This is a genomic window from Actinomyces denticolens (assembly GCF_002072185.1).
GTDB classification, from domain to species: domain Bacteria; phylum Actinomycetota; class Actinomycetes; order Actinomycetales; family Actinomycetaceae; genus Actinomyces; species Actinomyces denticolens.
Genome location: NZ_MVIW01000001.1, coordinates 76,602 through 99,133, shown reverse-complemented (window position 1 = coordinate 99,133; position 22,532 = coordinate 76,602). Strand labels below are relative to the sequence as shown.

General features: G+C 70.9%; 15 protein-coding genes. 11 read left to right on the top strand and 4 right to left on the bottom strand.

The genetic code is table 11. The features are described from left to right. Positions 1-52: 52 nt before the first annotated feature. From uvrB to B1H55_RS00395, 7 genes are all read left to right on the top strand, one after another. Positions 53-2,149 (top strand): excinuclease ABC subunit UvrB, encoded by a 2,097-nt coding sequence (uvrB, locus tag B1H55_RS00425; protein ID WP_077241138.1) that lies wholly within the window; start codon positions 53-55, stop codon positions 2,147-2,149. A gap of 279 nt (positions 2,150-2,428) precedes the next feature. Beyond that, positions 2,429-2,977 (top strand): hypothetical protein, encoded by a 549-nt coding sequence (locus tag B1H55_RS00420; RefSeq protein WP_077241137.1) that lies wholly within the window; start codon positions 2,429-2,431, stop codon positions 2,975-2,977. Beyond that, positions 2,974-4,494 carry a glycosyltransferase family 2 protein gene (locus B1H55_RS00415; RefSeq protein ID WP_077241161.1) on the top strand — a complete coding sequence of 507 codons (1,521 nt, stop codon included), beginning with the start codon at positions 2,974-2,976 and terminating at the stop codon, positions 4,492-4,494. Before B1H55_RS00420 ends, B1H55_RS00415 begins: the two co-directional genes overlap by 4 nt. Beyond that, complete coding sequence (locus B1H55_RS00410) at positions 4,491-6,086, top strand: ArnT family glycosyltransferase (protein WP_077241136.1); 1,596 nt, start codon at positions 4,491-4,493, stop codon at positions 6,084-6,086. Before B1H55_RS00415 ends, B1H55_RS00410 begins: the two co-directional genes overlap by 4 nt. 478 nt (positions 6,087-6,564) lie before the next feature. Further along, positions 6,565-7,221 carry a DUF4230 domain-containing protein gene (locus tag B1H55_RS00405; protein ID WP_073451868.1) on the top strand — a complete coding sequence of 219 codons (657 nt, stop codon included), beginning with the start codon at positions 6,565-6,567 and terminating at the stop codon, positions 7,219-7,221. Positions 7,222-7,515: 294 nt separating this feature from the next. Then, positions 7,516-8,553 carry a TerC family protein gene (locus B1H55_RS00400; RefSeq protein WP_073451870.1) on the top strand — a complete coding sequence of 346 codons (1,038 nt, stop codon included), beginning with the start codon at positions 7,516-7,518 and terminating at the stop codon, positions 8,551-8,553. After that, a complete protein-coding gene (locus tag B1H55_RS00395; RefSeq protein ID WP_096519448.1) occupies positions 8,550-10,985 on the top strand; it encodes an HAD-IC family P-type ATPase in 2,436 nt (811 codons plus the stop codon). Before B1H55_RS00400 ends, B1H55_RS00395 begins: the two co-directional genes overlap by 4 nt. A 9-nt stretch (positions 10,986-10,994) precedes the next feature. Here B1H55_RS00395 and B1H55_RS00390 read toward each other — a convergent pair whose 3' ends face one another. Both B1H55_RS00390 and B1H55_RS00385 read right to left on the bottom strand, forming a co-directional pair. Continuing rightward, complete coding sequence (locus B1H55_RS00390) at positions 10,995-11,606, bottom strand: class I SAM-dependent methyltransferase (RefSeq protein WP_073451873.1); 612 nt, start codon at positions 11,604-11,606, stop codon at positions 10,995-10,997. Further along, on the bottom strand, positions 11,603-11,887 hold the full coding sequence (locus B1H55_RS00385) for a YciI family protein (RefSeq protein ID WP_077241134.1): 285 nt from the start codon (positions 11,885-11,887) through the stop codon (positions 11,603-11,605). The genes B1H55_RS00390 and B1H55_RS00385 overlap by 4 nt, the downstream gene beginning before the upstream one ends. A 111-nt stretch (positions 11,888-11,998) precedes the next feature. Between B1H55_RS00385 and uvrA the strand changes: the two genes are divergently transcribed. Then, a complete protein-coding gene (uvrA, locus tag B1H55_RS00380; protein WP_080461501.1) occupies positions 11,999-14,845 on the top strand; it encodes an excinuclease ABC subunit UvrA in 2,847 nt (948 codons plus the stop codon). On the opposite strand, the gene B1H55_RS00375 is transcribed toward uvrA, so the two are convergent. Further along, the gene (locus B1H55_RS00375; protein ID WP_096519450.1) at positions 14,827-17,796 is read right to left on the bottom strand and encodes a hypothetical protein; all 2,970 of its coding nucleotides are present in this window, start codon (positions 17,794-17,796) and stop codon (positions 14,827-14,829) included. The genes uvrA and B1H55_RS00375 overlap by 19 nt on opposite strands. Before the next feature lie 55 nt (positions 17,797-17,851). Further along, positions 17,852-19,342 carry a MocR-like pyridoxine biosynthesis transcription factor PdxR gene (gene pdxR / locus B1H55_RS00370; RefSeq protein ID WP_172575546.1) on the bottom strand — a complete coding sequence of 497 codons (1,491 nt, stop codon included), beginning with the start codon at positions 19,340-19,342 and terminating at the stop codon, positions 17,852-17,854. A 91-nt stretch (positions 19,343-19,433) separates the two neighbouring features. On the opposite strand from pdxR, the gene pdxS reads away from it, so the two are divergent. From pdxS to B1H55_RS00355, 3 genes are all read left to right on the top strand, one after another. Then, a complete protein-coding gene (gene pdxS, locus B1H55_RS00365) occupies positions 19,434-20,366 on the top strand; it encodes a pyridoxal 5'-phosphate synthase lyase subunit PdxS (protein ID WP_172575575.1) in 933 nt (310 codons plus the stop codon). After that, positions 20,363-20,926 carry a pyridoxal 5'-phosphate synthase glutaminase subunit PdxT gene (gene pdxT, locus B1H55_RS00360; protein ID WP_077241131.1) on the top strand — a complete coding sequence of 188 codons (564 nt, stop codon included), beginning with the start codon at positions 20,363-20,365 and terminating at the stop codon, positions 20,924-20,926. Before pdxS ends, pdxT begins: the two co-directional genes overlap by 4 nt. A 103-nt stretch (positions 20,927-21,029) precedes the next feature. Next, positions 21,030-22,406 (top strand): UTP--glucose-1-phosphate uridylyltransferase, encoded by a 1,377-nt coding sequence (locus tag B1H55_RS00355; protein ID WP_073451881.1) that lies wholly within the window; start codon positions 21,030-21,032, stop codon positions 22,404-22,406. Positions 22,407-22,532 lie beyond the last annotated feature (126 nt).

Here is a 22,532-nt window from a genome sequence, read left to right as displayed (position 1 = left end):
AGGAGGCTGACCGTCGTCGAGTGGGGCGGCGCCGAGCAGTAGCCTAAAGCCCATGCGCCCCGTCACCGACCTGCGTCGAACCGACAAGCCCTTCGAGGTCGTCAGCCAGTACACGCCCAGTGGCGATCAGCCCACCGCCATCAACGAGCTCGCCGAGCGCTTGAACGCGGGGGAGAAGGACATCGTCCTGCTCGGCGCCACCGGCACCGGGAAGTCCGCCACCACCGCCTGGCTCGTGGAGAGGGTGCAGCGCCCCACCCTCATCCTGGAACCGAATAAGACCCTGGCGGCCCAGATGGCCGCCGAGTTCCGCGAGCTCCTGCCGAACAACGCGGTGGAGTACTTCGTCTCCTACTACGACTACTACCAGCCCGAGGCCTACGTCCCCCAGACGGACACCTTCATCGAGAAGGACTCCTCCATCAACGACGAGGTTGAGCGACTGCGCCACAGCGCCACGAACTCCCTGCTCACGCGCCGCGACGTCGTCGTGGTCTCCTCCGTGTCCTGCATCTACGGCCTGGGCACGCCCCAGGAGTACGTCGACCGCATGACGCCCCTGGCCGTGGGCGACCAGATCGACCGCGACGAGCTCCTGCGGCGCTTCGTCGGCATGCAGTACACCCGCAACGACATCGACTTCACCCGGGGCACCTTCCGCGTTCGCGGGGACACCGTCGAGATCATCCCCATGTACGAGGAGCTCGCCATCCGCATCGAGTTCTTCGGCGACGAGATCGAGTCCCTGGCCACCCTCCACCCCGTCACCGGTGACGTCATCGCTCCCGCCGAGCAGGTGTTCGTCTTCCCCGCCTCCCACTACGTGGCCGGGCCCGAGCGCATGAACCGCGCCATCGAGGGCATCGAGGCCGAGCTCGCCGATCGCCTGGCCGTCTTCGAGCGCGACGGCAAGCTCCTCGAGGCCCAGCGCCTGCGCATGCGCACCACCTACGATCTGGAGATGATGCGCCAGATCGGCATGTGCTCGGGCATCGAGAACTACTCGATGCACATCGACGGGCGCAGCCCCGGCACCCCTCCCAACACGCTGCTCGACTACTTCCCCGAGGACTTCCTCCTCGTCATCGACGAGTCGCATGTGACCGTCCCCCAGATCGGCGCCATGCACGAGGGTGACGCGTCCCGCAAGCGCACCCTCGTCGACCACGGCTTCCGGCTGCCCAGCGCCCTGGACAACCGGCCCCTGACCTTCACGGAGTTCGAGAACCGCATTGGCCAGACCGTCTACCTGTCCGCCACCCCCGGCGACTACGAGACGCAGCGCTCCGACGGCGTCGTCGAGCAGATCATCCGCCCCACCGGGCTCGTGGACCCCAAGATCGTCGTCAAGCCGACCCAGGGACAGATCGACGACCTTCTGGAGGAGGTGCGACGGCGGGTGGACAAGGACGAGCGCGTCCTGGTCACCACGCTCACCAAGCGCATGGCGGAGGACCTGACCACCTACCTCGCCGAGCGCGGCGTGCGCGTGGAGTACCTGCACTCCGACGTCGACACCCTGCGGCGCGTCGAGCTCCTGCGCGAGCTCCGGCAGGGCCGCTTCGACGTCCTCGTCGGCATCAATCTGCTCCGCGAGGGCCTGGATCTGCCCGAGGTCTCGCTGGTGTCCATCCTCGACGCCGACAAGGAGGGCTTCCTGCGCTCCACGAGATCCCTCATCCAGACCATCGGCCGCGCGGCGCGCAACGTCTCCGGCGAGGTCCACATGTACGCCGACACCACCACGCCCGCAATGGCGGAGGCCATCGAGGAGACCGAGCGCCGTCGCGCCCTCCAACTCGCCTACAACGAGGCCAACGGCATCGACCCCCAGCCCTTGCGCAAGAGGATCGCGGATGTGACCGACATGCTCGCCCGGGAGGACGTCGACACCGAGGAGCTGCTCGCGGGCGGGTACCGGGGGCATGAGGAGGCCTCGGTGCGGAAGGGCCGCAAGAAGGCCGCCGAGGCCACGGTCCGCGAGCGCCTCGCCGGAGCGGCGCAGGGCGATCTCGCCGATCTCATCACCGAGCTCACTGAGCAGATGCACGCGGCGGCGGTTGACCTCCAGTTCGAGCTCGCGGCCCGATTGCGCGATGAGATCCAGGATTTGAAGAAGGAACTGCGCGCCATGCGCGAAACAAGCTGACCCGTCGTCGGCAATGGGACCGCCACGATCCGGGGACCGTGAGCGGAAGGCGGGAGAGCACGGGAATCACAGAGGATTCACGGGGCGGTAACAAAATACTCGCCATATGCGGGAATGTCGGGTATCCTCCGCATAGGCGTGGGCCCTGCCCGCCTCCTCATCTCATTCGGCTGCTCCCTGACGGCTTCCCCTCCAACGGAAGAGTAAACCCCTCCCATGAGCAGTCCCGCGCTGGCGGCAGTGAGTCCGCCCTCACGCGCTTTCAGGATCCCGCGGTTCGTGCCGCATCTCCTCATTCTCAGTGCGATCGCGTTGATCGCGATTCTTCTCATCCCCGGGCCGATCGCCACCGCGGGCGCCCGGATGTGGCGGATCGGCGCCGCCGTTCTCGCGCTCGCCCTCATGATGACGCGCCGCAAGCAGCCCCGCATCGACGACCGGGATCTCGACCACATCCTCGCCGTCGGCGGCCTCGTGACCGCCGTGTGGATCATCACGCACTGGGAGACCTCGACGCATCCCGTTGCCGCGGTATTCGCCGCCATTTCCGCGGGCCTGGGCCTGGCGCTGTGGATCGTGGGGACCCGGGAGATCTCCTGGCTCGCCCCCGCGATCGTGCCCCTGGGCCTCAGCCTCGTCCCCTCCCTCGGCTCGGCGATGCTCGGGATGATCGCGCTGGCGCTGTGCTGCCTGGCCTCCCTGGCCCTCGTCGTGGCCAAGGGATTCGCCCCGCGCGGGCAGTTCCAGCGGATCGTCCCCGCGCGCCTGGTCATCCCCGTGCTCGCCGCCGTCGCCGTCGCCGCAGTGGCCAGGGGGTGGTTCGCGTGAGCAACATCCGTGTCCTGCCCAGGCGGGACCGCCACGTCCTCGACCTGCCCGATCCCGCGGAGCTCGTCGACCAGGACGAGCGGGCTCTGGACCTCGCCTGCTACGGCCTGTCCGGAGCGGCGCCCGAGTACTCCGCCAGGGGAGTGCTGGTGGTCTGGCAGCGGGTGGCGCTCATCGCCGCCGTCGCACTGCTCATCATCGGCCTCGTCTTCGTCCCGAGGGCCACCGGTGTCGCCGTCGTCGCCATCGTCACCGCCATCTACGCCATCGCGCTCGTCTACCGGCTCGCCCTGTTCCAACTGGGGGCCAAGGGCGGTCATGTCGTCACGGTGAGCGATGAGGAGGCGCGCGCCGTGCCCCATGCCGAGCTGCCCCGGTACACCGTCCTCGTCCCCGTTTTCCACGAGCCCCTGCTCGGCGAGCTCGTGGGGAGGCTGGAGCGCCTGGAGTACCCCCGCCACCTCCTCGACATCCGCCTCCTCCTGGAGGCCGACGACGAGGAGACCAACGCGGCCGCCTCCGGGCTCGCCCTCGGGCGGCACGTCACCATCGTCCGAGTGCCCGCCCACGAGCCGCGCACGAAGCCGAAGGCCTGCAATTACGGCTTCCTCACCTCCGAGGGCGGCATGTGCACGATCTACGACGCCGAGGACTCGCCCGATCCCCTCCAGCTGCTCCGCGCCGTCGTCGCGATGAGGAGGCTCGGGCCCCGGTACGCCTGCGTGCAGGCCCGGCTCGGCTTCTACAACGCCGACCAGAACCTCCTCACCCGCTGGTTCGCGCTCGACTACGGATCATGGTTCGGCAACCTCCTGCCCGGGCTCGTGGCGCTCGGCGCGCCGATCCCGCTGGGCGGCACCTCCAACCACTTCCGCTCCGACGTGCTGCGGCGGGTCGGAGCCTGGGATCCCTGGAATGTCACCGAGGACGCCGACCTGGGGCTGCGCCTGGCCCGCGCCGGCTACCACGTGGGAGTCCTCGACTCGGACACGGAGGAGGAGGCCAATCCCGACGCCATCAACTGGGTGCGCCAGCGCAGCCGCTGGTACAAGGGCTACTTGCAGAGCTTCCTCGTCCACCTGCGCCGACCCCGGCTCGTCAGCCGCCAGCTCGGCGCGAGGGGCATGACCGGCCTCGTCATCTTCATCGCGGGCACGCCGCTGCTCTCAGCGCTCAACGGGTTCTTCTGGGCCCTGACGGTCGCCTGGTTCACCTCCCACGACCCGGCGGTGGCGGCGCTATTCCCGCCGGCCATCTACTACCTGGGCATGGTCAGCCTCATTCTCGGCAACCTCGCCGTGCTCTACATGGGGCTGTTCACCGCCCGGCAGATGGAGCGCCCGGGGCTGCTCATCCCCGCGCTCCTCATGCCGCTGTACTGGATCCTCATGTGGCTGGCGGCGGTCAAGGCGGTGCTGCAGCTCATCACGGCGCCCTCCTACTGGGAGAAGACCGCGCACGGCCTCCACAAGGCCGAGGAGCCCCGGACCGAGCGGGCCGCGGGGGTGGCGGCATGACCCGGCAGCATCCCGACTCCGCTCGGAGAAGGCAGAGGAGGATCGAGTGGGGAATCGTCGCCACTGCGCTCGTCCTCTACCTCGGGGCGGGTTGGTGGCTCAGCGCCCACGATCTCATCTTCCCCGATGCCATGAGCCGCGTCGCCAACGGCTACTACACGATGCACAGCCGGGATCCGCACCTGGCCGCCATCGGCTTCGTCTGGAACCCGCTGCCCTCGCTGGCCGTCATCCCCCTCCTCCTGCTCACGCCGATCTGGCCTGCGCTGGCCTCCAAGGCCGTGGCGGGCTGCCTCGTGTCCGCGGTGTGCGGGGCGGTGACGGCGGGACTCGCGCACCGTCTGCTGGCGGTCCTGGGGGCCCAGGGCGCGGTGCGCCTCCTGCTCACCGCCGCCTTCGCTCTCCACCCCCTCGTGCTGCTCGGCGCGACGACGGGCGCTAGCGAGGCCATGCTCCTCCTGGCCTGCCTGTTCACCGCACTTCATCTTGCCCGGTGGCTCAACGACCCCATGCCCTGGCATCTTGTGCAGGCCGGGGTGGGCGCCGGCCTCGCCTACCTCGTGCGTTACGAGGCGCTGGCGGCGGGCGCCGCGATCACGGTCCTCGTCGTGGGGACCACGTGGTGGCGCGCGAGAACCCGGAAAGGGGCGGCAGGGATGGCTCTGCTCGACGGGGTGCTCGTCGCCGCGCCGATCACTGCGGCATTCGCCCTGTGGGCGCTCGCCAGCAAGATCATCGTCGGCTCCTGGCTGGAGACCTTCACCTCCCAATACGGCAACTCCGCCCAGGTCGGGACCTTTCGCGTGTCGATCGACGGAATCGTCGGCACGGGCAGCGGCGCGCAACTGGTCTACATCAGTGAGCAACTGATCCGCACCGCGCCCCTGGCGATCCCACTGACACTCCTGGCGCTGCTGGTCGCCTGGCGGCGACGGGAGCCGGCCTTCCTCGCGCCCATGTTCGTGCTCGGATCCGTTCTGCTCTTCCAGAACCTCGCATTCCTGCGAGGGATGTCATTCGGATGGATCCGCTTCCAGATCGCCGCTGTGCCCCTGGCAGTACTCGCCGCCGGATACCTCGCGGCATCGGCGAGCGACTGGAGTCGGAGCCGGTGGGTTCGCAAGGGTCTCGGGCCGGCGCTGGCGGGCGCGCTCGTTCTGGCCCTGCCCCTGGCCTGGGTCACGGAGGCAGACCCCCGGTTCGGTCGCGAGGAGACACTCGCCCGCGAAGTCGCCAAGGGCCGGCAGTACGAGGTCGAGGCGGCGGTAGCCCAGGACATTGGGCGCATGGGACTCGGGAGAGGAGCGGTTATCACCGATGTCGCCTACTCTTTCCCGATCGTCCTCGCCTCCCGGAACCCCACGGTCTTCACGATCACCACCGATCGCGACTTCGAGGATCGACTGTCTGACCCCCGGTCCGCAGCGGCGGGCTACGTGCTCATCAGTGCCCCGGACAGTGCTCCTGCGGACGCGGTGGACAGGGCGTATCCGGGCATGTGGGAGAACGGCGCGGGCGTCGCCTCCCTGGCGAGGGAATGGAAGGACGGCCGGGGCCTCGCCTGGCGCCTCTACCGCTTCAACGACGCTTGAGAACCGGGGTGCGGGGAGGGCACGCCCCGCACCGCGCGCCCACTGAGGCGCAGGACCGGGGTCATTGTGAACGCGTCCCGGGGTTGTGGACGTGCGGCGGGGTTGCCGACGTGCCCCCGGGGTGCGTCCACAACCCCCGTGCGCGTCCACAGCCCCACCGCACGGCGGCAACCGGACGACGACAGACCCGCCGGCAGAACCGCAACCAGCGGAAGACGCCCCGCCCTATGCGCCCAGGAGGGGAGCCGCGATCAGTTCGGGACGCGATCGTGATCGTCCGGTGTCCTCCTCGAGCGCGATCCTTCACCTCCGGGTGGAACGATGACGACGGCGCCTCCCCAGCGCCAGCAAGGCTGCCCATGACTTCCTGCTCCTCCCTCCTTCCCTCGACGAGGCCCTCATGACCTGTGCGCATCCCTCCCACGGCAAACTCGAGCCCGCCCAACGGGATGCGGCTCCTCCTCGCAGAGGCGCCGCCATGTCCTTCCTGGTCCGCAGATTCGCCCGGTCCCACTGGATGGTTGTCGGGATCATCGGCGTCGTCGTGGGATCCCTCCTCGGCGTCGGGGGCATGACCGTCAAGAGCTGGTTCGAGGAGGAGCCTGAGACCGGGCCGCATATCGACGCCCACATGCTGGTGAACTCCTTCACCGAGATCGGGGAGCTCTCGACTCTCGAGGTCGGATTCGCGGGCTATGGGCGCTCCGATGACTCCACCGAGGTCCTGGGATTCAGCCTCCCCCTGACGGGGAAGTCCTTCACGGCCGTCTATGAGGGCACAGTGAAGGTGGGCATCGCGGACGTCAGCCAGATCACCGTCGACGTCGACGACTCCGCCCGCAGGATCACCCTCACCGCCCCGGACCCAGTGGTCACCAATTCCGGACTGGAGTCGATCGAGTACTACGACGAGAACGACAGCCTGTTCAATCAGAGCGATCTCGATGACGCCACAGAGTTCGAGAACAGCGTCCTGGAGGCGGGAGTCGAGAAGCTCCTCGACGGCGGGCTCATCGACAAGGCCCGCACTCGCACGCAGGAGGTTCTCAGCACCCAGACCCAGGCGGTGCTGAAGGCCGCCGGCGTTGAGGGCTACACGGTTGAGGTGAGCTTCGCCCCTCCCGCCGGAGCGTGAGGGCCGCCTCCTGCACCGCCGGTCGCGCTGGGCACCGCCGGGACGGCTCCCGGCGCGGATCACACGGCTGAGGCGCGTCCGACTCGCGACCCGCGGCGGCCGGGCCGCTAGACTGCGAGGCGCAACCGCATATGTCGGAGGGGAGTACTCCCACCAACAGCGGCGTCGTCATCACGGCGGACCAGCGGCCCAGGCCGCCGGCCCCCGGCGCCGCAGGCCAGTCGTCCCGCGCGCCGGGAGCGATGCTGGCGGGAGGAGACCTTCGGTACCCGAGTCCGTACCGGAGGTAACCACATGGACGTCCACTCCCTCGGATGGCTGGCGCTCGCCGCCGTCATCCTCACCATGATCACCATCGACATCGTCGGGCACGTGCGCACCCCGCATGAGCCCACGATGAGGGAAGCCGCCTGGTGGTCCCTCGCCTACATCGCCATGGCCATCGTCTTCGGCGGCATCGTCTGGGCCGTCTGGGGCGGCCGCTACGGGGGCGAGTACTTCGCCGGCTACATCGTCGAGAAGTCCCTGAGCGTCGACAACCTCTTCGTCTTCGTCATCATGATCGCCGCCTTCCGGGTGCCCAGGAAGTACCAGCAGGAGGTGCTGCTGGCGGGCATCGTCATCGCGCTCGTGCTCCGCCTCATCTTCATCCTCGTCGGCGCCGCTCTCATCGAGAGCTTCTCCGCGATCTTCTACCTCTTCGGGGCCTGGCTCATCTGGACCGCGATCTCCCAGGTGCGCGAGGGCGTCGAGGACCCCGACGAGCACGACGCCGACGACTACGAGCCCTCCCGCTTCGTGCGGCTGGTGGCCCGCGTGATCCCCATGACCGATGGCTTCGTCGGCGGCAAGGTCCTCCACCGCCACGGCGGGAGGACCATGATCACCCCCATGATGCTGTGCATCATCGCCATCGGCACCGCCGACGTCATGTTCGCCGTCGACTCCATCCCCGCGATCTACTCCCTGACCGCCGAGCCCTTCCTGGTGTTCGCGGCGAACGCCTTCTCCCTGCTGGGCCTGAGGCAGCTCTACTTCCTCATCGACGGCCTCCTCGACCGCCTCGTCTTCCTGCACTACGGCCTGGCCGCCATCCTCGGCTTCATCGGCTTCAAGCTCATCAACCACGCCCTGCACGAGAACGAGGTCGGCTTCATCAACGGCGGCGAGCACTGGGAAGCCATCCCCGAGCCATCCATCCCCGTCTCGCTCGGCTTCATCGTCGTCGTCATCCTCATCACCGTCATCGCCTCCGTCATCGCCTCCAAGCGCCAATCCCGCGAGGAGGCTGCTGCCGAGGGCCCCGCCGAGCGGGCGCTGGTGGAGCGGTGAGAGCCGCCGCCGAGGTCTCCGGGGGCCTGACGGGCGAAGAGGTCGCCGCCCGCGTCCGCGACGGCCTCACCAACGCCTACGAGGAGACCACATCCCGCTCCGCGCTGGACATCCTGCGCGCCAACGTCCTGACGATCTTCAACGCGATCCTCGGCGCCGCGCTAGTCCTCATCCTCCTCATCGGGCACTGGGCCGACGCCCTGTTCGGCTTCGTGCTCATCCTCAACACCTCCACCGGCACCATCGCCGAGATCCGCGCCAAGCGCGCCCTCGATCGCCTCGCCGTCCTGGAGGCGCCCCGCGCCCATGTCATCCGCGACGGCGCCGAGAGCGAGATCGACGTCGGCGACGTCGTCCTCGACGACGTGCTCCGCCTGCGCTCGGGGGAGCAGATCCCCGCGGACGGAACCATCCTGGCCACCGACGGCCTCGAGGTCGACGAGTCCATCCTCACCGGCGAATCCGACCCCGTCCGGCCCCAGGAGGACGGGCGGGTCCTGTCCGGCACCACCGTCACCGCCGGTACCGCGCTCATGCGCGCCACGGCCGTCGGCGCGGAGGCCTACGCGCACAGGCTCGCGAAGGAGGCCCGCCGGTTCTCCACCGTGCGCTCCGAGCTCCAGGACGGCACCAATCGGGTTCTCACCTGGATCTCCTGGGTCATCGTGCCCGTGGCGCTCCTGCTCATCTGGTCCCAGATGCGCCAGGCCGGGGGGTTCTCCACCGCCATCGACTCAGGCGCATGGCGCCCCGCGATGGTCGCCGGCATCGCGGGGGTCGTCGGCATGGTCCCCCAGGGACTCGTCCTGCTCACCAGCGTCAACTTCGCCACCGCCTCCCTCAAGCTCGCCCGCCAGAAGGTCCTCGTCCAGGAACTTCCCGCTGTGGAGGTCCTGGCCCGCGTGGACACGCTCTGCCTGGACAAGACCGGCACGATCACCACCGGCCGCATCGCCCTGCGCGATGTCACCGCCCCCGACGGCGGGCCCGCCGACCTCCCGGCCCTCGCCGCGCTCGACGCCCTCGCCGCCGGTGGCGACGCCAACGCCACCGCCCTGGCCCTGCGCGAGGGCCTGCCCGGCATCGAGCCGGCCCGTGCCGCCCGCCCCCGGATCGAGGGGCTCGTGCCGTTCTCCTCCCGGCGCAAGTGGTCCGCCGTCACGATCGACGGGAGCACCTGGATCATGGGCGCCCCCGAGATCGTCCTCGGCGCCTGCCCCGACGATGCCCCGCACCGGGCCCTCGCCCTCGAGCAGGTCCGCGGGGCGGCTGCCACCGGCGCCCGCGTCGTCGCCCTCGCCCGCTCCGAGCAGCCCTGCGGCCAGAGCGGCGCGGACCACGCGCTCCCCAGCGGCCTGCGCCCGGCCGCCCTCATCGTGCTCGCCGAGCAGGTCCGCCCCGACGCCCCCGAGACCCTCTCCTACTTCCGAGCCCAGGGCGTCGATGTCAAGGTCATCAGCGGGGACAACCCCGTCACCGTGGCCGCCGTCGCACGGGCCGCCGGCATCACCCGCCCCGACGGCGCGGAGCTCACCGTCCTGGACGCCCGCGAGCTGCCCACCACCGCCGAGGACCCTGCCGACCTGGAGCGCCTCGCCGACGCCGTCGCCGACGCGCAAGTGCTCGGCCGCGTCGTCCCCGAGCAGAAGAAGGCCCTCGTCGCCGCCCTTCAGGCGCGCGGGCGGACAGTCGCCATGACCGGCGACGGCGTCAACGACGCCCTCGCCCTCAAGCACGCCGACCTCGGCATCGCCATGGGCAACGGCGCGCCGGCCACCAAGGCCGTGGCGCGCCTCGTCCTGCTCACCGGCAAGTTCTCCGCCCTGCCCGGGGTCGTCGCCGAGGGGCGGCGCGTCATGGCGAACACCGAGCGCATCGCCTCGCTGTTCCTGTCCAAGACCGTCTACGCCTCCCTCATCGCCGTCGCCGTCGCGATCACGGCGATCCCCTACCCGTTCCTGCCCCGGCAGCTCACCATCGTCTCCTCGCTGACCATCGGCGTGCCGGCGTTCGTCCTGGCACTCGCGCCGACCAAGCAGCGCTACCGCGCGGGGTTCCTCCGGCGGGTGCTCACCCTGGCCGTGCCCGCGGGCGTCGTCGCGGGGGCGGGGACGCTGGCCGCGCGCACCTGGCTGTGGGGCGCGGAGCTGCCGCTCGAGCAGATCACCTCCGGCACCACCCTCGTGCTCGTCGCGGCGGGCCTGGCCCTCCTCACCCTCACGGCGCGCCCGCTCCTGGGATGGCGGCTCGGGCTCGTGGTCCTCATGGGGGCCCTGGCAGTGCTCGGCGTCGTCATCCCGCCCGTGCGCCGCTTCTTCCTCCTGGCCTGGCCGACCAGTGCCACCTGGCTGATCATCGCCGCCATGGCGGCGGTCGTCGTCGCGGGCATGGAGGCGGTTCACGTGGCGCGCCGCCGCTGCACCCGCCCCTGAACCACTCGGTCAGGCGATCGCCAGCACCCGCAGCCAGCCGCGACGGGGGTGCAGGTCCCAGTCCACCTCGGTGAAGCCCGCCTCGGAGGCGAGCGCGGACAGCTCCTCGGCGTCGGGAATGCTCATGCCCAAGCGGTCCGCCCAGAAGCCCGCCGCGTCCCTACTGGCGCAGTCATTGATGATGAGCAGCCTCCCGCCGGGGCGCAGGACGCGATGGATCTCCGCCAGCCCCGCGAGCTGATCGGGCCAGAAGTAGAGCGTCTCGAAGGCCGTGGCGGCGTCGAAGTACCCGCTGCGCAGCGGGATCCGATCAACGGGGGCCTCCAGGACACGAAGGCGCCCGGTCGCGGCGGCGGCCCGATTGAGCGCCAGCGACGTCCGGACGGCGTCAGCCGAGTGATCGATCCCTGCGACCTCCCGGCGGGTCCGGTTCAGCAGCCTCTTGAGAAGGGCGCCGCCACCGCATCCGATGTCGATGACGCGCTCATCGGGCCGGATATCGAGCCCCTCCAGGCCCCACAGGTGGAGGGGGCGATGCCCCTTGTTCATCCCGCGCAGCAGGAGCCTGCCCGTAAGCGATCTGGGCCGCGCGAACTGGGAGTCCTTGGGCGCCATGGTCATGAGATCCTCCCGACGACGGGGTTCCACTCTCGCGGCGCGCGCTCGGCGATGAGCCCGGCCCTCTGGAAGGGATCATCGTCGAGGAGGGCCAGGGCGCCGTCGGCATCCTCGGCGCGCACGATGATGAGGGCATCATTCGTGCCCGTGTAGGGGCCCGCGGCGATGAGGCGGCCCTGATCGGCGAGGGCCCCGTTGAAGGCGCGGTGGCTCGGGCGGATGGCGGACAGCTCCTCATCCCGGCCGGTGACGTAGGTGTATTCGACGGCGAAGATCTTGCTCATGACGGCAGCCTATCCTCCCCGGGGCCGCGCGCGTGAGCCGTGGCACAGACCAGTCCTGACGTGGCGAGTCGAACACACGTACGACATCGGCCTGCGCCTAGACTCGCGCCCGTGAACGACACCCTCATCATCCGTGGAGCCCGCGAGCACAACCTCAAGGGCGTCAGCCTCGACCTGCCCCGCGACAAGATGATCGTCTTCACCGGGCTCTCCGGCTCCGGCAAGTCCTCCCTCGCCTTCGACACGGTGTTCGCCGAGGGCCAGCGGCGGTACGTGGAGTCGCTGTCCTCCTACGCCCGGCAGTTCCTCGGCCAGATGGACAAGCCCGACGTCGACTTCATCGAGGGACTGTCCCCCGCGGTCTCCATCGACCAGAAGTCCACCTCCCGCAACCCCCGGTCCACCGTCGGCACCGTCACCGAGGTCTACGACTACCTGCGACTCCTCTACGCGCGCGCCGGCGTCCAGCACTGCCCCGTGTGCGATGCGGTCATCGCCTCCCAGACCCCTCAGCAGATCGTCGACCGCGTCCGCTCCCTTCCCGAGGGGACGCGCTTCCAGGTCCTCGCGCCCGTGGTGCGCGGCCGGAAGGGCGAGTACACCGAGCTCTTCGAGGAGCTGCGCTCGCGCGGCTTCAACCGGGTGAGGGTCGACGGCGGCACCCACCGCCTCGACGCCCCGCCCGAGCTGTCCAAGCGCCTCAAGCACGACATCGAGGTCGTCATCGACCGGCTCGTCGTCCGCGAGGGCATCCGGGGGCGCCTCACCGACTCCGTGGAGACGGCCCTCGGCCTGGCCGACGGCCTCGTCATCATCGAGGAGGTCGACCGCGACGAGGACGACCCCGCCCGCCTCCACCGCTACTCCGAGAAGCGCGCCTGCCCCAACGAGCACCAGCTCGCCCTCGATGAGATGGAGCCCCGGACCTTCTCCTTCAACGCCCCCTACGGCGCCTGCCCCGAATGCACCGGCATCGGCGTGCGCCTCGAGGTGGACCCCGACCTCGTCGTCCCCGACGAGGAGCTCACCCTCGCGGAGGGCGCCATCGCCCCCTGGACCATTCACCAGAAGCACTTCAACCGAACCCTGTCCGCGCTCGGCGCCGAGCTCGGCTTCGACATCAACACCCCTTGGCGAGCCCTTCCCGAGCGCGCCAAGGACGCGATCCTGCGCGGCAAGGACTACGAGGTGAAGGTCACCTACCGGAACCGGTGGGGACGCGAGCGCGTCTACTCCACCGGCTTCGAGGGCGTCCTCAACTACGTCATGCGCAAGCACGACGAGACCGAGTCAGAGTGGTCGAAGGAGCGCTACCAGGGCTACATGCGCGAGGTGCCCTGCCCCGTCTGCTCCGGCACGCGCCTCAAGCCGGAGGTCCTCGCCGTGCGCGTGGGGGACAAGTCCATCGCCGAGCTCTGCGACCTGCCCGTGGGGGAGTGCCGGGACTTCCTCGCGGGCCTCGAGCTCACCGGCCAGGCCAAGCAGATCGCCTCCTCCGTTCTCACCGAGATCAACGCCCGCCTGGGCTTCCTCGTCGACGTCGGGCTGGACTACCTCAGCCTCTCGCGCGGCGCCGCCACGCTCTCCGGCGGCGAGGCCCAGCGCATCCGTCTGGCCACCCAGATCGGCTCCGGGCTCGTCGGCGTCCTCTACGTCCTCGACGAGCCCAGCATCGGCCTGCACCAGCGGGACAACGCCCGCCTCATCGAGACCCTCTCCCGGCTGCGCGACCTGGGCAACACGCTCATCGTCGTCGAGCACGACGAGGACACCATCCGCTCCGCCGACTGGATCGTCGACATCGGGCCCGGGGCGGGTGAGAAGGGCGGTGAGGTCGTCCACTCGGGCGAACTGGCAGGACTGCTGGAGGCCGAGGGCTCCTACACGGGCGACTACCTCGCCGGGCGCCGTCGCATCCCGATCCCGCCCACCCGCCGGCCCGTCGACAAGAAGCGGCAGGTGACCGTCGTCGGCGCCCGGGAGAACAACTTGAAGGACGTCACCGTCGCCTTCCCCCTGGGCGTGCTCACCGCCGTCACCGGGGTCTCGGGCTCCGGCAAGTCCTCCCTGGTCAACTCCATCCTCTTCCAGGTGCTCGCCAACCGCCTCAACCGGGCCCACGGCGTGCCCGGGCGCCACAGGACCGTGCGCGGCCTCGACCAGCTCGACAAGGTCGTCCACGTCGACCAGTCGCCCATCGGCCGCACGCCGCGCTCGAATCCCGCCACCTACACCGGCGTGTGGGACCACATCCGCAAGATCTTCGCCGCCGTGCCCGAGTCGAAGGTCCGCGGCTACGGGCCTGGCCGCTTCTCCTTCAACGTCAAGGGCGGGCGCTGCGAGTCCTGCAAGGGCGACGGCACCCTCAAGATCGAGATGAACTTCCTCCCGGACGTCTACGTCCCCTGCGAGGTGTGCCACGGTGCCCGCTACAACCGCGAGACCCTCGAGATCCGCTACAAGGACCACACCGTCGCCGACGTGCTCGATATGACGATCGAGCGCGCCGCCGAGTTCTTCTCCTCCACGCCCATCATCTCCCGGCACCTGAGCACCCTCGTGGAGGTGGGGCTCGGCTACGTGCGCCTGGGGCAGGCGGCCACCACGCTGTCCGGCGGGGAGGCCCAGCGCGTCAAGCTCGCCACCGAGCTCCAGCGACGCTCGACCGGCCGCACGATCTACGTGCTCGACGAGCCCACGACCGGACTGCACTTCGAGGACATCCGCAAGCTCCTGGAGGTGCTCCAGGGACTCGTGGACAAGGGCAACACCGTGGTGGTCATCGAGCACAACCTCGACGTCATCGCCAATGCCGACTGGGTCATCGACATGGGCCCCGAGGGCGGCAAGGGCGGCGGCACCGTGGTGGCCACGGGCACCCCCGAGCAGCTCACGAAGGTCGCCGAGTCCCACACGGGCACGTTCCTCGCCGAGGTGCTTCAGCGGCGTCGCTGCTGATGCGGGGGCTCGGCGCCGGGCCCGCCGCTGGAGGGCTCGGCCTTGGGCACCCATCCGTACGGCTGCGGTCCCGAGGCCGGCGGCTGAGCGGTCATCGACGGGGCCGCGGGCGGCGGTGCGCCGGGAGCGGTTGCGGGGGCGGCCCGCCCGGCGGGCGGCGTGGAGTCCTCCGCGAGCTTGTTGTATGCCAGGGACAGCAGGAAGCAGACCACGCCGGCGCCCGCCAACGAGACCACCCGCATGGCGGAGCTGCGCGTGGACAAGTCGACCAGGGCGAGCTTGAAGACCGCCAGGAGGACGAGCGCCAGCCCGTAGTGCCGCAGAGCGGTGGCACTCATCCTGAAGCCCACGAGGATGCAGATGCCGCCGATGCCCAGGATCGCCACGGTCATGAGCAAGGACGAGGCCGTCGATCCGGTGAGGATGGCCAGCGCCCCCAGGCCGATGAGCGTGTCCGGGATGGCGATCGCCAGTGACAGGCTGCCGACCCCGATCCAGGGCGAGAGCAGCCAGCTCGCCACGGCCGCGGCGGACACGGCGGCCACGGAGACGAGGGCGTCCTGGAGGAACCACTCATTGCGAGTGCCGTCGATGATGTCCAGGTAGGCGAGGAACCAGAGCGCCCCCACGCCGATCCAGGATGGCGCTGGGGGAGAGGCCAGGCTCGGTCCCCCCGACTCGTCAACGCCTCCGCGGGCGCCGAATCGCCGGAAGCCCAGCAGGTCGAGCGGAGTGGGATCCGAGGAGGTCAGGCCCGCCGCGATGAGCAGGCACAGCATGAGCGTCGCGCAGACCTGGGCCACGGTCAGGCTCAGGGCGGGGCCGGTGATCAGCGCCGAGACACGGGCGCTGAGTGTGATGACCACGCCGACCACCGTGGCGGCGAGCGCGAGACGCAGGGCCGACTGGCTGCTGGACGACCCGGCCATGTGGCGCTCCGATACGAGGGTCGCGGCCAGGCACAGGCCCAGGGCCAGCAGGATGCAGAGCGACTCGGGCCCGCTGGAGCGGGGCAGGACGAGCAGCGTGCAGCCCGCCAGCGCGGGCAGGCCGACGACGCTCACCCACCCGTTGCGCGCGGCTGCCGCGCAGACGGCCCCGATGACGACTGCCGCGGCCACGGTGAGGTAGAGCGAGGACACCACGGCCCCCAGGGCGATGATGACCGCGCCGGGAATGATCGCGATGGCGCAGCGGCACCGCCACCGGACAGGGCCCATGCCCGCGAAGAGTCCCAGCGCGAGGGCGGTCCTCGCCCCGATCATGACCAGGAGGAGGGCCTGCGTGGAGCCGTCGTGCCACACCAGTGCCTTCAGCACGGGCACCACGGTGATGACCATGTCCGCGAGCCACTCCGAACCGGTGAGCGCCCGCCACCTCGAGCGCGACAGGAGCAGCCCGAGGTGCAGGCACTGGGCCTGCGCCGCCAGCCAGGCGAGCGCGTTGAGGACGAGCCACAGGAAGGGCCGTTCCCCGCGGACCAGGGACGGCACGTCGAACAGCAGGACGAAGGCGAGGACGACGAGGGATGTCGCCGGATACCACGCCGCCACCGGGAGGCGCTGCGCGGAGGCACCCGTATCGGCCCCCGGCGCGCCCGCGACGGGAGCCACCGGCTTGGTCCCCTGCGCGCCGAGCCAGGAGGCGGTGGCCGCCAGGAGCAGGGCGTACGCGACGAGGATGAGCCCGTGCATCCCAGCGCTGGAGGGCTCGCCGTGGGCCCTGACCACCACGAACCCCATCGTGGTCAGCGCGCCGAGCGTCGAGATGATCGCGGTGAAGAACTGGCGGCTGTAAGAGGACAGCGCGAGGAGGAACAGCGCCCATCCCATCATGAGCAGCATGAGGAGCAGCAGAGGGATCCCCAGGTGGAGCACCTCGGCGCCGATGAGCGCAACGAAGCCCAGGACGCCGCCCGTCCCGGTCAGCGTCGCCGCGGCGACCCGCAGTCGGGGCCTGGTCGAGCCCAACCGGGTTCCCGCGGCCACGAGCGCGATGGCCACGGCGCCGAGCGCGCCGATCTTGGCCACGTTGGGGATCGAGTCCCACACCATGATGAGCAGGCTCACCGCGGCGAGCGTGACGAGGATGGCGGCGGCGGCGGAGAGCAGGTGCCTGCCGATGTTGCCCTCACGGGCCCACGACTTGAGCCTGGAGTCGCGCGCGGCCCCCTCGGTGGGAGGGGTCCAGAACGCCCTGAACTCCGCCTCGGAGGCGATGTCCTCCTGGGGCGCCGGGAACTCGGGGATCGCGGCGGACGACGGCACGGTTCCCTGGCCGGGCCCTCCCGCCGGCACGGTGGGCCGCTGGGGAGCGGTGGGCCGCCCGGGTTCCGGCATCGGCCTCTCCCCGGACCTCGCGGCGGGGCTGAGGACTCCGGGGGTACCAGGGACTCCCGGGGCGTCGGGGACTTCGGGGGCGCTGGGCATGTCAGGGCCGCGCCCGGGCCCCGGCACGGGGCCTCCGGTCGGGGCCTGGGCTCCGGGCACGGCGGGAGCGGGCCCGGCGCCCTGCGGCGGGACCCGCTCGGGGGTTGGTTCCGGGGACGGTGCGGAGAGTGCCGGGGACGGCGCGGAAGAGGCCTGCTGCGCGGGCTCCTTCCCAGCGCCCGCCTTCCCGGCGCCCGACCGGGGATCACGACCCTCCTCAGGTGCCGCGGCCTGGGCGACGGCGCCTGAGGGCATCACCCCTCTCGCGTCCTTGACGGGGAAGGCCCGGGTGGCGGCGGGCACGGGTATGGTCGCGCGCTCCTCGACGGGTTCGGGCCCGGCGGCATCCTGGGAGGCCCCGGACGGGTGGGCGCACTGGGAGGCGAGCTCCGCCGCCTGGGCGAGCAGTCCGGCGATCGCCTCGATCGTGCTCTCGAGCGCGTGCAGCCTTCGTTCGAGGTCGGTGCTGCGGGAGGGGCTCGATGCGTATCCGGGATCATGGCCCTGGACGGGATCGGTCATCATGTCTCCTGGTGCTGGTCCGGCTGGTCAGCAGGGAAGTGGGACAGAGCACACTCTACGAGCCCTGATGGCCCCCCGCCTGGGATTTCGATGGGGAATCCTCCCCGAGGAACGGTGCCGGGACCGTCGGCCCGGGGTGCTCGCCCAGCACGCTCTCAGGCCCCAGCGCCTCCCGCAGCTCGTCGAGCAGCTGGCGCAGCCGCTCCGGAGAGCGACTGCCCAGCCCCAGGACGATCCCCGGCCAATCGCCCCGTCCCTCGGCCGACCAGTACGAGCCCAGGCCCTCAACACCGAGCCCCGCCGCCCGGGCCCTCGCCACGGCGACGGCCTCATCGGTGCCCGGAATCAGCGGCACGACGGCGTGCAGCCCGCCCTCCATGGGCGTGCCGGAGGGGAAGACCTCGAGGAACACCCCGCGCCGCCTCCGATCGAGACGGCGGGCCCTGGCCGCGTGGCGGCGCAGGCCGTCCTGGCGGAGGTAGCGGGTCATCGCGTCCTGGACGATGCCGGACACCGGGACGCAGCGCTGGGCGACGTCGTCGATGAGCTCCTCGGGGACGACGGCCCAGCCGAGCCCCAGGGCGGGGGTGAGGCTGGGCGAGAACGAACCCAGGAGCGCCACGGGCCCGTCCACCCCCGAGGCGAGCAGTGGCGCCGGCGCCTCATGGAGATCGGCGTCGAAGTCGTCCTCGATGAGCAGCGTTCCGCTTGACGACGCGGCGGCCAGGAGGGCGTGGCGCCGCACCGCGGGCATGCGCCCACCGGTGGGGAACTGGTGGTTCGGGGTGAGGAGCGCCGCCTCGACCCCCTCCAGCGACTCGGGCAGTGCGCCGTCGGCATCCATGAGTAGGGGCCGCGCGCGCCATCCCAGCAGGCCGGGGATGGTGCGAAGGGAGGGGTAGCCGGGGTCCTCGACACCGATCCTGCCCGCGGCGCGCAGGGCGGAGAGGACGAGTCGCAGACCATCACGGGCTCCGGCGGTGACGAGGATCCGATGCGGATCGACCGTGACCCGCCTGGTCAGGCGCATGTGCTCGGCCAGGAGCGCGCGAAGCTCCTCCGAGCCGGGCGGCGGATGGGGCCGGGGATCGGCCGCAGCGGCGCGCCAGGCCGCCCGCCACAGCGCCGATGTCACCTCCGAGGCGTCCGGCGCCCCGGGCCTCAGCGCGGACGGGCCGGGGGCCGCGGCGATCGACCGGGCCCTGGGCGCGGCGGGTGGAGCGGATCGGGGGAGCGCGGGGTCGACGCGCGTGCCCCCATGCGTCGCCGCGAGGTATCCCTCGCCGACGAGCTGCTCATAGGCGGCCACAACGCTGCCTCGGGACACTCCCAGCTCGGCGGCCAGGCGGCGGGAGGAGGGGAGCCGGTCGCCCGGCGCAAGAAGACCGGAGGTGATCCGCTGGTGGATATCGGCGACGATCCGCTGCGGCACTGACATCCCTGCGACCGGTCGTTCCTGCCCCGGCCGCCCGGGGAGCGCCGGGGGCGCCCCGGAGGGCTTCTCCCGCCGCGCCCGGGCCGCGGGCGCCTGTCGATTCGGGCTCACGACCGCAAGGTTAGCGGTGGTCCATGAGAATCAATCAAATGTGGACTCATCAATGGGCCACACGAGCAGGGAGGATCGCGCCATGACCACCATGACCACCATGACAAGCGCCTCGCGCCCCGCCGTCCGCCCACTATCCGCCCCCACGACCGGCTCCCCACTCGTCAAGCGCGGCCTGGCCGACATGCTCAAGGGCGGCGTCATCATGGACGTCGTCACCCCCGAGCAGGCCGTCATCGCCGAGGAGGCCGGTGCGGTGGCCGTCATGGCCCTCGAGCGCGTGCCGGCCGACATCCGCGCCCAAGGGGGTGTGGCCCGCATGTCCGACCCGGACCTCATCGCGGGCATCATCGACGCCGTCTCGATCCCCGTCATGGCCAAGGCCCGCATCGGGCACTTCGTCGAGGCGCAGGTCCTCCAGCACCTCGGTGTGGACTACATCGATGAGTCCGAGGTGCTCTCCCCGGCCGACTACGCGCACCACATCGACAAGCAGCACTTCACCGTCCCCTTCGTCTGCGGCGCCACCAACCTCGGAGAGGCTCTGCGCCGCATCGCCGAGGGCGCGGCCATGATCCGGTCCAAGGGCGAGGCCGGAACCGGCGACGTCTCCGAGGCCACCCGGCACATCCGCACGATCAACGCGGAGATCACCCGCTTGCGGGGCCTGCCCGCCGACGAGCTGTACGTGGCCGCCAAGGAGCTGCGAGCCCCCTACGAGCTCGTCGCCGAGGTGGCGCGCACCGGCGCTCTCCCCGTGGTCCTGTTCACCGCCGGGGGAATCGCGACCCCGGCCGACGCCGCCATGATGATGCAGCTCGGTGCTGATGGCGTCTTCGTGGGCTCGGGGATATTCAAGTCCGGGGACCCTGCCGCCCGCGCCGCCGCCATCGTGCGCGCCACCGCCGCCCATGACGACCCCGCTGTCATCGCCGAGGCCTCCCGCGGCCTGGGCGAGGCGATGGTCGGCATCAACGTGGCCGACCTCCCCGCGCCGCACCGCCTGGCGGAGCGCGGCTGGTGAGCCACCGTCACGTCGGCATCCTCGCTCTCCAGGGCGGGGTGGCCGAGCACGCCCGGATGGTGGAGCGGCTGGGGAGCGAGGCGGTCCCCGTGCGCCGCGCCGGCGACCTGGCCGGTCTGGACGCGCTCATCCTGCCGGGAGGGGAATCCACCGCCCTCCTGCGCCTGCTCGATGCCTTCGACCTCGCGCGGGCCCTCGCCGACACCGCTCGGGCAGTGCCGACCCTGGGCACCTGCGCCGGCCTCATCCTGCTCGCGCGCCTGGGCGCGCTGGACGTCGACGTCGAGCGCAACGCCTTCGGCCCTCAAGCGGACTCCGCCGAGGCCGTCCTGCCCTGGCGCGGCGGGCAGGTGCGGGCCGCCCTCATCCGGGCACCGCGCGTCATCCGCGTGGGGGAGGGCGTGAAGGCGCTGTCCACGTGGACGGATCCGAGGCGGCCGGATGAGGCGCCCAGCGTCGTCGGCGTCGAGCAGAGCGGCGCGGGCGGGCGGATCGTCGGGGTCGCCTTCCACCCCGAGCTCACGGGGGACACCACCATTCACCGTGAACTGCTCGCATGAGGGCGCGCGCCATCGAGGAGTCCGATCGGACGCGAGCGGATGAGACCCGGGATGTTGATTGTTATCGTTCACATACGGCGGTCGCGCGGGTAGGCTCTGGTGCATGAGCGAGAGCGGATTGCGAGCAGCGCAGGCGAAGATGCAGCAGGGCGAGGTGGCCCCGGAGGCCGTCGACGTCTTCACCCACTACTACAAGGAGCTGGAGGCCGGCGCCACCGGCCTCATCCCCGAGAGCACGATCGAGCCACTGACCTCCATCGACTCCATCGACGACGTCGAGATCAGCGACGAGGACGCGCGTGAGGCCCTGTCGCGCACGGTCCTCATCAAGCTCAACGGCGGGCTCGGCACCTCGATGGGGATGAGCCGCGCCAAGAGCCTGCTGCCGGTGCGCGACGGCAAGTCCTTCCTCGACCTCCTCGTGGGGCAGGTGGAGGCCGCCCGCGCCAAGCATGGCGTCGCCCTGCCGCTCATCTTCATGGATTCCTTCCGCACCCGCGAGGACACCCTGGCCGCGTTGGAGCGTCACCCGGGGATCGCCGTCGACGGCCTGCCGCTCGACTTCCTCCAGAACCGCATCCCGAAGATCCGGCAGGACAACCTCGAGCCGGTCGAATGGGAGGCCGACCCCTCCCTGGAGTGGTGCCCCCCGGGGCACGGCGACATCTACACCGCCCTCGTGGCCTCAGGCGTGCTCGACGCTCTCATCGAGCGCGGCTACAAGTACGCGATGACGTCGAACGCGGACAACCTGGGCGCGGCCCCCTCGGCGCGCATCGCCGGATGGTTCGCGGCCTCCGGCGCCCCCTACGCCCCGGAGATGTGCCGTCGCACCCCGGCGGATGTCAAGGGCGGGCACCTGGCGGTGCGCAAGTCCGATGGGCGCATCATCCTGAGGGATACCGCGCAGACGCCGGCCGATGAGATGCACTACTTCACCGACCAGTTCCGCCACCCCTTCTTCCACACGAACAACCTCTGGTTCGACCTGGAGGTCCTGCGCGCCACGCTCACTGAGCGGAAGGGGATCCTGGGCCTGCCGCTCATCCGCAATGAGAAGACCGTGGACCCGTCGGACGCCTCCTCAACACCGGTCTACCAGCTGGAGACGGCGATGGGCGCGGCGGTCGAGGCCTTCGAGGGCGCCACCGCCGTGGAGGTGCCGCGCAGCCGCTTCCTGCCGGTCAAGACGACGAACGACCTCCTCCTCGTGCGCTCGGACGTGTACGAGGTGGATGAGGACAGCCTGCTGCGCATGGTCTCCGAGACCTCCTGCACCGTCGACCTCGACCCGCGCTACTACAAGAGGATCCAGGACTTCGAGGCGCGGTTCCCCGGCGGGGTGCCCTCGATCCGGGGTGCGCGAACGCTGACGGTGCGCGGTGACTGGACCTTCGGCGAGGGTGTCGTGGCCTCGGGCGACGCCGTCGTGACGGAGGAGGGCTCACCCGGCTCCATCGCCGATGGGGCGAGGCTCTGATCCGAGGGCGCTCGGCGGGGCTGTGGACGCGTGCCGGGGAGGCGTCCGCAACCCCGGCACGCGTCCACAAGCCCGGTGCGCGTCGGCAGGGGCGTCCGACGCCGACCTGCCCGCGCCCGGCACCCG